Below are 11898 nucleotides of genomic sequence, written 5' to 3'. Positions count from 1 at the left end.
AGAAGGATATCGGAAAGCCGTATGCGGGAGAACCGCACGTACGGTTTGATGAGGGGAGGCTGTCATGTTTTTTTAGATGTGGCTGTCTTCTACTCTATTTGACTTCAGACCGCAGGAACACACTAGCGATGTCCGAAGTCAAGCTTTGACCCCCTTTTTTTATGCAATCATCAAGATGGGTGAGAATGGCACAACCTTCAGCAGGTGAACATACAGGAATCAGTTTTCCACTGATTAAAGATACCGAAGTAATCATTTCCTGTATAAATGGTGATGTGGACCGTCCAATTATTGTAGGCGCAGTACATAATCCAGCTAAACCAGCCATTACAACATCAGCAAACAGTCAAAGTAATATCATAAGAACCAACAGTGGTATTACGATGAGCTTTAATGATGGCGTTGAGAATAAAGAATCTACTGCGATCACATCATCTGGTGGTGCTGCGCAGCAGCAAAATAACCAAAATATAAATAAATCAGATTTAATAAATAACAGAGAAATAAAGAACGATGATATAAACAACAATAAAAAATCAATCGAAGTTCAACATTATTCTGAATTAGAAAAACAAAAACAAAATGAAGTCATAATCACAAATAATAAAACAATTGAATCACAAGAAACTTATAAAAATGAAGGGTCAAACAACTTTAAAATTAATGTGCCTTATATGTCTTCTAGAAAAATTACTGGTGAAACCGAGCCAACATTAAGACCGGGTGTTTCATATTTGAGGATGGGCGGAGAAAGTTCTTCGGAAATAATAAAATATACCGGACAAGATTTGAATGATGGCAGAGAGGCTGTTATTGACACAGCAGGCACTGGATGGGTTGATTACACTTCAGGAAATAGAACAACTGTAACTGAAGGCAAAAAAACCGAAATAATTAATGGCGGCCCTTATAAATTAATTATAAATAAAGGCAGTTTGAGTACGGAAGATGCGGGACCTTTACACCATTTATCATTTTATGATACCGGTTATGGCTGGCGTAGAACCTGTGTGGAGCATATCAGCTCAGATACCTACTCTTATGGCGATGTAGAAACATTTTTTGCAGGTTTTAAAATGGATGCGATGGTTGGTATGAGTACTTCTCTGTCATGGGGAGGGAAAGTTGAGTTTGGGTTTGATCAAACTATTTCGTTTAAAGGTGATAATTCAATTAAATTTGGTAAAGAAAATAACTATGATTGGGTAGAAAAAGAGGATCATGCTTTTTCAAGTAGTAGCTTTACACAAGCTATTGAAAAAATTGAAATGGTGGTGGATAAGGACGCAAATCCCACTGTTGATGTGAAAAAAGAACTCTCAAATATTAAATTATGGGGGGCAGGATTGGCTGCAATTGGTTGTGGTGTTACTGTATCAGGCGGTTTGTCAGGTAAAGGGACTGCGCCATATGTAGGTCTTGGGCACGGGGCTAGCATGGCCATGGCTGCTGTTTTAACTAGAATAATGAAAGAAAATATACAGAATCAAAAAGAGGAACATTTGAGACCATCACAATTTGTCATGCAAGAAGATTTTATTGGTATGGCAATAGGTGATGGAAAAATAATTAAAAATGAAATTTTTATGAATGAGAACATGGTTAAAATTGGTACAAAACTTGATGTGGAAAAATTAAAATCTGAAGGTGATTGGGATATTAAAGGTGATGAAGCTGGGTGTTTATTCACAATGGATGATAATAAAGTAGAAATTAGTTCTGCCAAAGGTGCTGGTGAAAAAGGAGGAGAAATTATTTTAAAGTCTAAAAAATTTGAAAAACAAAAAATCGAACTAAGATCAACAGGTGGTGTTCATATTCAAACTAAAAAGAATCAAAAATTACATCTATCAAATGGTAAACATACAATAAATTTCAATCCTGATAATCTTACTATTACTACAAAAAATGCAGTAATTAATGGTAAAGCAGTTAAGATTGGAAAAGGTGGTGTGCTGAAAGTTGTGTGATTTCTTTAGTTTGTAATATAAAATAAAATCATCCCCGTACCCTGTTATATTTATGTATTCAGGGGGGGGATTAATGAGTAAAAATATGCGAAAACGTAATAAAAATAAAACCATGACTGGGTGTTTTGATATAATTCGACCGACCCTAAAAAAGAAATATTTAATGCCTAGGGATATATTTTTTCGTTATCTTAGTTTGATCATGATCGTTGCTTTTTTTCCAGTATTTGACAATATTGAAGATATCAATAATCCAGAACTTAGTCATATGGTTGTTATTTGGAAACTTCCATTTTATCTGTTGATTGTTACTTGTGCGCTAATATTTTACCTATGGAGAGTAAGTAGATGTAAATATTATAAAATAGTAAAGGTGACTAATAAAAAATTAAAATCCAAGCATTATTATAAAATTGTTCAGTGTTTTTCATTTAATAAGTCGTTAGGACCTACTGATAAATCAAATTGGGTAGATCTTAGAGAGATCGATGAGCAAAGAGATGCTATGATTGATTTTGATAGGTTGACTATGGAAAAAGAAATTACTGAAACTGTTGTTGAATCAAGTAAGATCCGAATAAAAAAGATGGGAGTGATGGAGTTTTTTAAATATATTTTTAACAATAAATTTCATATCAATTTAAAATATTCCAGGGAGAGAGCGAAATTATTTTTCGGGAGTAAAAGCGATGGTATGCTTATTGTTTATGCATTAATATTTATGTTTTTTTATATAGTTAACTTTTTGGTTGATATTATGTTTACAATGGATTGTGTCCATTTAATTGTGGTTGGAATTGTACTTTTTTATATTTTTAAGGTTGTAATAAATAAATACAATGGGGATTTAAGGATAATAAAACGTGATGTTAGGCAGGGGTTATGTTTTCAATCAACATATCACCTTCAGTTATATTTAAATAATGATTGGTGTGATTATAGAATAACTCATATGAAATATGTTTCGAACGAAAGAGGCAAGGGCGGGTGTGAAATTTCTGTAGAGAAATATGATAAGCTCTTAACGTTTTTTAATAAACAAACATTGAATGAAAATATAAGTATTGCAGATTAGAGTTGAATTAGGTCTAAAGAGGGGGCCAGCAACAACAAGGGACAGCCATGTTGGTTTAGTTTGATATATGAAATAAAATCATCCTCGTACCCAGTTATATTTATGGGTGCAGGGGGGGGAAATTAATGGGTATTAAAATGAAAAAAAATAATAAAAATAAAAGATCAGATTATCGATATAATTCAATCCGACCTACACTAAAAAAGAAATATTTAATGCATAGGGATATTTTTATTAGATTTGTTGGTTTGGTTTTTATAGTTGCTGCTTTTCCTGTATTCGAAGACTTTGAAGATATCAATAATCCAGAACTTAGTCATATGATTGTGCTTTGGAAGTTGCCTTTATATTTGTTAATTATTACATGTGTACTAATAATTTATTTGTGGAGGAAAAATAGAAGTAAATATTACAAAATAGTTAAAATTACTGAGAAAAGTGAGAAGGAAACTAATCAGTATATTCAAATTCAGCAATGTTTTTCATTTAGTAAATCATTAATATCTACTGATAAAGCAAATTGGACGCGGTATAAAGATTTTAAGGGTAATGATATGGAAAATAAAGCTAAGGCTGAATTTGATCGGTTAACAAGAGAAAAAGTAATTACAGAAAAAATAATTATTTCAAGTAAAAAACGTGTAATAAATATTGGATTTATGGAGATTTTTAAATATTTGTATATTAATAAAATTTACATACCACGAAAAACTACTAATTTTGTAAATGGTGAGGTATTTAAAAGTAAAAATGATGGTGATGTAGGAATAATTATATTCTCTATTGTGTTTGTGTTTTTTTATGTGGTTCATTTAATAATAAATAATATTTTTACAGTTAATGGTTTATATTTATTTGCTACTGTTTTGGTGTTTTATAATATTTTTATGTTTTACAAAAAAGGGTTCAGTGGGGAGTTGAGGATAATACATCGTAACATTAAACAGGGTTTGAATTCTGAGTCATCATATTGTCTTCAGTTTTATTCAAAAAATGGATGGGCGGAATACAAAATAGTTAAGTCAAAGAGTGTTAGAGTAAATGGAGGGAGAAGAGTGTATAGATATATTGTTACAGATTACGACGAGATTTTAGAGTTTTTTAATAGCAAAACAATGGATTCAACAATAGAAATAATCGAAGAAACTATTGATTAAATTAGCTTGGTTGTAAAGCTAGTGTTAATTAATATTATGGATAAAATAGTAATTGGCAATTATTTGTTTAACAATCTATAAGTTGAGGTTGCTAATTTGGTATGGGTGTCTTAGTAATTCTCTGGTTTTGCAGGAACATAAAACTTTTGATCGTCTCGAAAAGAACCAGTCATTTCACTTCGACAACCGCCGTGCACTTTGTGTCTAACTAACTCGTTGAAAAAATATTTCTAAATGAGAAGTTCCTTAATCTAAATGAATCGCGTCAAATCATGGCTTCATTTATCGCAGTCAGTCATGATGTGTGAAGTCTAGATTTAATCTTGGTACTATTTTTTGTATGAATTTACGATGGTGTGAGTTTGATGGAATGTGAATTGACTAGTCAATTATTGCTTTTAGGTTAGCCCTGTTTTTATGTAATAAATTAAAAAATAACAGAATATAAAAGGAGGTTTGAATTCAGTTAAAAATGATTGTTTAAAGAATAAAGTTGTTGATTGGTTAAAAAATAATCAATCTGTTGGGGCTAATTAATCATACATTCTCCCCCAAATTTCAGTATAATTCAGCTCAAAATCATATAACCAAGCTAAATAAGTTATTAGGATGTACTTCAGGAATATTTAAACCTGAGGTTGTTTGTGATTATTAGATTCAATAAAATAGTTTTACAGTAGGATTAAGCTCAACCCTTGATATTTATTGGAAATTGGGTGTCAATCCGTTAATTAGATTAATAATTTCAGTGCAATTTATATTTTCCTTTATAACAAATGAAATGAGTAAAAAACAGTGATTGAACTAGTAAACGATTCCCGCTTCCAAGTGGCTTGGATAGCCGGAAAAAAAGACCATCCAAAAGATAGCCTTACCATTATTATAAAAGGCACCTTTGATTTAAAACATCAAGAAACAGCTATGTTTTCTGAAATACAAATGCCTGTCATAGGTGATCAATTTGCCTTTGGTAACCCAAAGGGGTGGTTGCAATACGATTCGGATTTTGCCTTTTTTAAAGATAATGCCGATTTTATTGTTAATGGCAGTTGTTACCCTCCTAAAAATGAAACAGTTAATGAGTGTCATGTAAAAGTTTCTTTGGACAGTATTGAGAAAAAACTATTAATTAAAGGGGATCGATATGAGTCGCCTGGTTTAGCTGGGAGCAGTGCAAGTAAAGCGGATAATTTTTCTGTGATGAGTGTTAATTATTCTAATAGTTATGGGGGTAAAGACGAGCCGACCAACCCCGCAGGTAAAGGTATTGATAAGAATCAACAAGGTATCAAATGGTTTCCTAACGTGATTGATCTAAATCAAGGTGAAGAAGCGCCAGCTAGTTTTGGTGCAGTTAATAAGGCTTGGCCAGTGCGTATTGCTCTTGCTGGAACCTATGATGAAAATTGGCAAAATACTCGCTGGCCTTGGTTTCCTGAGGATTTTGATTGGGCCTTTTTTAATGCGGCTCAACCTGAGTTGATTTATGATGGATATTTAAAAGGCGATGAACCTGTTAAATTTCATAATATGCATCCTGATCACCCTGTGTTTGAAGCAAGTTTGCCTGAAGTGATGCCTGTCTGCTATTTAAATAATATCGAAGAGGAAGAGTTTATTGCTGTTGAAGAAATAAACTTAGATACAGTGACTGTTGATATGGATAGTCGCAGGATGATGTTGGTGTGGCGGGCCGTAGTTGATGTTTCTAGTGCATCGTATCCTGAAATTTCGTATTTGTTTGTGTCTTGTAAGACTCTAGAAGAAGCGGACAAGGATAAAGAGGTCCATCAAGAGCGTTTCATTTTTATGATTACACCTGAAGATGACGACTTAGAAATGCCAGAATTTGAGCCCGAACCAGAACAAGAAGAAGAGCCCGAAGAAGAAAAAGAGGAACCAGCTGGTGACGACGAAGCAGAAAAAGCATTTTTTGCTCAAATTGACAAACTCAAAGAAGATATGAAAGCGGCGGGGCAAGACCCTCAAGTGATTGATGATATTGCTAATAGTGATGATCCATCCAAAATATTAAATGATTATTTTGCTAGTTTGGATATTGATCAAGAACAGGCGGATCAAATCAAAAAAGAAGCGGAAGAAAAAATGACTGAATCTCTAAAAGAGCAAGATATTAGTCAAGAAGACATTGATATTTTATTAGGAAAGAAATAAATCATGAATGAAGATTTAATCAAATTAACTCGAGAGAAAATTATACAGTTACTTGAAAATCGTCCCGATTTGCCTGAAGAAACTGAATCCAGTTTTAAGTTGCAATCGAATTTAAGTGAATTAGTGGTGAACCCTCCACAAGAAAGTGATTCGTTATATTTAATGTTTAAAGGATTAGATTTATCAGAATTGGATTTGTCGGATCTTAATTTAAGTTATGTTGATTTTAGCGAAGCTGATTTAACTAATATTTCATTAAAAAATTGTATTTTAAATCATAGTATTTTTGAATCTGCGAATATGGCAAACAGTAATTTAGATCATGTTCAAGCAAAGTCCACAAATTTTACCCAAGTTGATTTGAATGCAGCGACATTAACTCATGCCGTGTTTCATGAGTGCGATTTTACTGATGCTAATTTGTCTGAATCTCAAGCAGAATATTGTGATTTTAGTTATTGTTTTGGCGAGTTTGCTAATTTTGAATTAGCCAAACTTGAAAAAAGTAAGTTTGAAAAAAGTGAATTTTCTGGCTCTAATTTTGATGAGACCTCACTCAATTATTGTAATTTTGAAGGTGCTAATTTAAGTAAAAGTAGTTTTTCCAATTGTGAGGCTCAAGGTGTAAATATGAGCTTTGCACAGTTAACGGGCATTCGTATATTTGAAGGCAGTCATTTTACGGATTGCACATTTACCCAGTCGCAGGCAAATGAATCTAACTGGGTAGAGGCATCATTTATAGGTTGTGATTTTTCTTATTGCTCATTAATTGATGCAATATTTACCAATACAAACTTAGAAAATTCAAATCTAAAAGCGGTGAATGCGAAAGAAGCGAATTTTTCAGAGGCCAATTTAATGAACGTTAACTTAGAGCAGGCTAACTTATTTCAAGCAAGTTTTGACAAAGCTAATTTAAATTCAGCGAATTTATCAGGCAGTAACTGTTATGAAGCTGAATTTTTAGATGCGAGTATTCAAGGCGCCAAATTTAATGGTGCCCAATTAGCCCTAACCAAATTAGCTTAAGAAGTAGGCGTCAATGAAAACAGAAGAAGTTAAAAAGTTAATCGAACAACTAAAATCAAGACAACCAGATGAGCTTTCTTTCATCACAGATGTTGATTTTACTAAATTTGATCTGAAAGGTTGTGATTTTAATGGGCTTATTATTGAGAACTCTCAGTTTGATGGGCTGGATTTAAGTAATATTAATTTCAAAGATTGCATGATTAAAGCTTGTACCTTCAAACAAACAATTTTAAAAGGCGCAAATTTTAGTGACTGTTCATTTAGTGGCAAAGATCAAACCGTTACAAAAGGCGGTGAGGCAGATGTGTTATTTGCAGATATGGGACTAACTGCAAAAGTATTAAAACAATTTGATGATCAAAATTTAATTGGTATGAAATTACAGTTTGTTGACTTTAGTGGGGCAGATATGTCCTATGCGATTTTATCAAAATCCAATATTGAAAAAGTGATATTCAATCAAACTAACTTGGATAATACATTGGTGAACCAGGCAACATTTAAATATTCTCAAATGATTCAATGTCACTTAAATAACGCGATATTAAGTGATTGCAGTTTTGAGTTTATGGATTTGGTGCAAAGCCAATTTCCCTTGGCAAAAATTTCTAAATCCAGTTTTGTTGACTCAAATTTAACGGGCAGTGTGTTGTCTAATTTAGTATTAAACGAAGTAAATTTTCAGCGTTGTGTGCTGAATCAATGTGATTTTTCTAATACGGAATTTAACTTTAATTCAATTGTAGAATGCTCATTAAATGAAATGACATTCGAAAATGTTACATTATCAGATACTAGATTTGAAAGTTGTCTTCCTAAAAAAATCAACCTAAAAACAGCAACGATTAATAATTTAAATCTTATTAATATGGAAGTGGAAGGTTTGAATGTGTTAACTGGTGATTATTCTAATTCAATATTAGAGCGCAGTCATTTGCTGGGTTTTGACTTTACTCAATGCGTGTTTGTGAATACCGATTTTAATCAATCTGATTTATCGCATTCAAATTTTTCTGGAGTGGATCTTACTGGTGCTAATTTAAGTGGCTGTAATCTAGATGGCTGTGATTTTACAGGTAGCGTATTAGTTGGGTGTGTTATCAATAATGCTTCGATCAATAATGCGGTTTTTAATGGCGCGAATTTAGATCAAACAGAGTTTGAAAATTGTGAAATTAAGCAAGGTGATTTTAAAAATGCAAAATTACCTAATGCCAAATTTGAACAAAGCGATTTAAGAGGCTCTATTTTTGAGGCATGTATACTAGATACCACCTCTTTTAATAATGCTAATTTAATTGGGTCTAATTTTAATAAGGCTGAACTTAATGATATTGAAATGTTTGAATGCCAGTTACAAGAATCTACATTTCAAGCAGTCAAAGCAAGCCATATAAGTTTTGATTCATCCGATCTTGAAAAAGTAGATTTTACTGATGCAATACTAGAGCAGGTTGATTTTTTAAATATTAATATTTATGCAATGAATTTGTCCTATTGTAAATTGTTCGGCAGTGATATGAGTGGCCAAGATTTATCTAGTGTGATATTTAAAGATACGCAGTGCATTATGGCGACGTTCATTAAATCTGTATTTGATGATGTAAATTTATCAGCTTGTGATTTCCAAGATTCTGATTTTACAGAAGCTTGTTTTACAAAGGTGAATCTGGATTATAGTAATTTGGATCAGTGCGATTTTACAAATACCACGTTCTCTTATTGCAAAATGCAAAATATCACCTGTTTGGCTAGCGATTTTACTAATGCTAAAATTGAACATAGTGATTTAGAATCCAGTCAATTAAAATATATCCATTTTAATGGAGCAGTATTAAAGAAAAACAATTTTTCTAATTCTATGATGAATGAAACACAATTTATCAAGGCCACGATATCCGAATGTGTATTGCATGATGTGAATCTTGAGTATGTTGATTTATCTTATGCAAATGTAGTTGATTCAAGTTTTATTAAAGCAGATTTGACTGGGGCAAATTTCCATTGTACTCAGGATATAAATAATATTTGGCAAAATTCAATAAAACTGTTAGTTGAGCAAACCGATCCAGTACTACAAAAGGCTGAAAATTGGTTGCCTCCAAAGCCTGCTAAGGCTTAATAAAGTAATGAAAGGTGAATAAAATGTTACATACGTTTGAACAATTTTCAAATCATGCTGAGCAAAACTATACAAAACCTGCGATATTAACTCGCATCGATGAAACTGGTATGTGGGTAAGGCTTGAGCATCAACAGGCATCATTTGTAGTGAATACCATTAATGCACTTTCAACCGATTATGTTCTTAAAATGGGTGATAAAGTATTAGTAAGTGGTGATAATTTCCAAACTTGTTACATCATTGGTGTTATTAATGAAACAGGTAGTAATAAAGATAGTAAAAAAGACACTCAAGAAAAACAAGAGATCACTACTAAGCAAGGTGCTAGTGCTAAATATGTTTCAAATGAAGTGACTGATACATTAAGTGTTACTGATGAAAATGGTTATCTATTGTTTGAATATGATGCTGTTAAAAAGTCCAGTAAAATTTATTCACCTAAGGGTGATATATCATTTAATGCTGAAAACGGTAATATTGATTTTTTAAGTGCTAATAATATTTCATGTACATCAATGGGGGCAATTAATTTAAATAGTGCAAGTACTGCATCTATAAATGTTGCTTCGGATAATAAACAATCGAGTATTAACTTTACTAATAATGGCGTGTTATTAGGCAGTGAATCTATTTCGGTCAATGCCAAGCAAGCAAAATTAAACGTGAGTAATACCTTATTTACTGGCCAATTTTTTAAATCTGTTTTAAATCATTCGAAACAGGTTGTTGATAAAATTGAAACTATTGCTAATGTGATAAAACTCAAAGCGACTAATTCATATAAAGATGTGGAAAAGTTAGATCAAACAAGATCTGGGCGAATGAGAACATTAGTTAAAACGCAAATGGAGTTAAAAAGCCAGTCAGCGTATATTGAATCAAAAAAAGCAATGAATATCGATGGTGAAAAAATTAACTTGGGTTAAGCCATTTAACAAGAATTGAATTAAAGGCAAATTAAATAGGAGAAAATTATGTTCGGTATGTCTTCAAAAGGTGGGGGAATGACTCAAACATTTCCAGATGTATGTAAAACGCCAATGCCTCCCGCTGGACCTATTCCATTGCCATATCCAAATATGGCAATGTTAAGTCAAGCAAAAAAAGAATCCAAAAAAGTAAAAGTTAAAAATAAAGGGGCTTTTAACATGGGCAGTAAAGTTGGTTCATCATCTGGTGATGAACCAGGTTTGGCAGGTGGCATTATTTCAAGTAAGAAAAGAGGGGAAGCAAAACCTAAAAAAGGCAGCTCTAAAGTCAAAGTGGAAGGTAAAGCGGCGGTATATCAGACCTGCATATTTGGTCATAATGGCAGTAATGCGAATATGCCAGTTGGGTGTCATGCTACGCCTTCTCAAACTAAAGTCACAATATTATTTTAAAAGTGGAAAACAGGTGAAATATCAAGTTGTTCATAATAATGTGTTTAGTTTTGATCAAATAGTTGAATCCTGTGAGTTGCTTTCAAAATTAAGTTTAGTTGAAAATGATTGGCAACGAATCAGTTTTCGCCAATTACAAGTGCATCCTTTTGGCTCTATTAAAAATGAATCATTAGATGCATTTGGAAATAAACTGACAAATATTTTATTTAAAAAACAGATTCATAGTTTAAGAATATCCAGCATACATAATGTGATTACTAATCAAATTGAATTTGATTATTCAAAAAGTTGTATCATTCAAGATGCTATCAATTTGAAACAAATGGATTTAAAAAATTATCAAGAAGACAGTTTATTGGCTATTGTGAATGACTCAATAAAATCCTATGCAATGCAGTCGTTAACTCAAAATCAAACGGTGTATAAAGTCGCTTTAGATTTAACTCACAGAATTTATCAAGACTTTAAATTTGATCCTTATATTAGCACGATTCAAAGTACTACTATTGATTGTTTGAATAATCGAGCAGGTGTGTGTCAGGATTTTTCTCATTTTGCGGTTGCTTGCCTTAAATCAATAGGTTTAACCGCGCGATATATCAGCGGGTATGTTGATACTAAATTAGATGACAACAAAATTTATATACCTGGTAAAGATGTATCCCATGCATGGTTTGGTGTTTATGATCCTAACTTAGGTTGGCTTGAATTTGATCCAACTAATAATATGTTGGTTGAAGATAGACATATTCGTATGGCTTTTGGAAAAGACTATAATGATGTTTGCCCGTTAAAGGGTAAAGTGGATTCAAAAGGTGGAAACTCTCTAAAAGTGAGTGTGGACGTTTCTAAAATAGATTAGCTGTTTTAAGTATGCCTAATATTAATCATCCTTTTAATTTCGAAGGTTTAATATTTAATGGATTTGGGCCTGCTGCAACGTGTAATTTTGAGAATAATTTCTGTTATTCCCACC

Annotated in this window: 9 protein-coding genes; all 9 read left to right on the top strand. The window is 32.4% G+C overall.

The window, feature by feature from the left end; genetic code table 11:
• The first annotated feature begins 161 nt into the window (after positions 1–161).
• The 9 genes from TYM08_RS14225 to TYM08_RS14185 all read left to right on the top strand — a co-directional run bounded on the left by TYM08_RS14225 (position 162) and on the right by TYM08_RS14185 (position 11784).
• The gene (locus TYM08_RS14225; RefSeq protein WP_422379813.1) at positions 162–1970 is read left to right on the top strand and encodes a phage baseplate assembly protein V; all 1809 of its coding nucleotides are present in this window, start codon (positions 162–164) and stop codon (positions 1968–1970) included.
• 73 nt (positions 1971–2043) lie between these two features.
• Complete coding sequence (locus TYM08_RS14220) at positions 2044–3045, top strand: hypothetical protein (RefSeq protein ID WP_422379812.1); 1002 nt, start codon at positions 2044–2046, stop codon at positions 3043–3045.
• Positions 3046–3170: 125 nt separating this feature from the next.
• A complete protein-coding gene (locus tag TYM08_RS14215) occupies positions 3171–4202 on the top strand; it encodes a hypothetical protein (RefSeq protein WP_422379811.1) in 1032 nt (343 codons plus the stop codon).
• A gap of 795 nt (positions 4203–4997) precedes the next feature.
• The gene (locus TYM08_RS14210; RefSeq protein ID WP_422379810.1) at positions 4998–6377 is read left to right on the top strand and encodes a DUF2169 family type VI secretion system accessory protein; all 1380 of its coding nucleotides are present in this window, start codon (positions 4998–5000) and stop codon (positions 6375–6377) included.
• A gap of 3 nt (positions 6378–6380) precedes the next feature.
• Complete coding sequence (locus tag TYM08_RS14205) at positions 6381–7409, top strand: pentapeptide repeat-containing protein (protein ID WP_422379809.1); 1029 nt, start codon at positions 6381–6383, stop codon at positions 7407–7409.
• A gap of 13 nt (positions 7410–7422) precedes the next feature.
• Positions 7423–9534, top strand: coding sequence for a pentapeptide repeat-containing protein (locus tag TYM08_RS14200; protein WP_422379808.1), 2112 nt, complete (start codon positions 7423–7425; stop codon positions 9532–9534).
• Positions 9535–9557: 23 nt separating this feature from the next.
• Positions 9558–10463 carry a DUF3540 domain-containing protein gene (locus TYM08_RS14195; protein ID WP_422379807.1) on the top strand — a complete coding sequence of 302 codons (906 nt, stop codon included), beginning with the start codon at positions 9558–9560 and terminating at the stop codon, positions 10461–10463.
• A gap of 48 nt (positions 10464–10511) precedes the next feature.
• Positions 10512–10919, top strand: coding sequence for a DUF4150 domain-containing protein (locus TYM08_RS14190; protein WP_422379806.1), 408 nt, complete (start codon positions 10512–10514; stop codon positions 10917–10919).
• A gap of 13 nt (positions 10920–10932) precedes the next feature.
• Positions 10933–11784: a transglutaminase domain-containing protein gene (locus TYM08_RS14185; protein ID WP_422379805.1), complete on the top strand. Its 852-nt coding sequence runs from the start codon at positions 10933–10935 to the stop codon at positions 11782–11784.
• Positions 11785–11898 lie beyond the last annotated feature (114 nt).

This window comes from Marinicellulosiphila megalodicopiae (genome assembly GCF_045862395.1).
GTDB classification, from domain to species: domain Bacteria; phylum Pseudomonadota; class Gammaproteobacteria; order Pseudomonadales; family Natronospirillaceae; genus Marinicellulosiphila; species Marinicellulosiphila megalodicopiae.
This window is presented reverse-complemented; position numbering and strand designations above follow the sequence as displayed.

Excerpts from the sequence above, each read along its gene's own strand:
- TYM08_RS14225 (WP_422379813.1), top strand. The coding sequence starts at position 162 with ATGCAATCATCAAGATGGGTGAGAATGGCACAACCTTCAGCAGGTGAA.
- TYM08_RS14220 (WP_422379812.1), top strand. The coding sequence starts at position 2,044 with ATGAGTAAAAATATGCGAAAACGTAATAAAAATAAAACCATGACTGGG.
- TYM08_RS14215 (WP_422379811.1), top strand. The coding sequence starts at position 3,171 with ATGGGTATTAAAATGAAAAAAAATAATAAAAATAAAAGATCAGATTAT.
- TYM08_RS14205 (WP_422379809.1), top strand. The coding sequence starts at position 6,381 with ATGAATGAAGATTTAATCAAATTAACTCGAGAGAAAATTATACAGTTA.
- TYM08_RS14200 (WP_422379808.1), top strand. The coding sequence starts at position 7,423 with ATGAAAACAGAAGAAGTTAAAAAGTTAATCGAACAACTAAAATCAAGA.
- TYM08_RS14195 (WP_422379807.1), top strand. The coding sequence starts at position 9,558 with ATGTTACATACGTTTGAACAATTTTCAAATCATGCTGAGCAAAACTAT.
- TYM08_RS14190 (WP_422379806.1), top strand. The coding sequence starts at position 10,512 with ATGTTCGGTATGTCTTCAAAAGGTGGGGGAATGACTCAAACATTTCCA.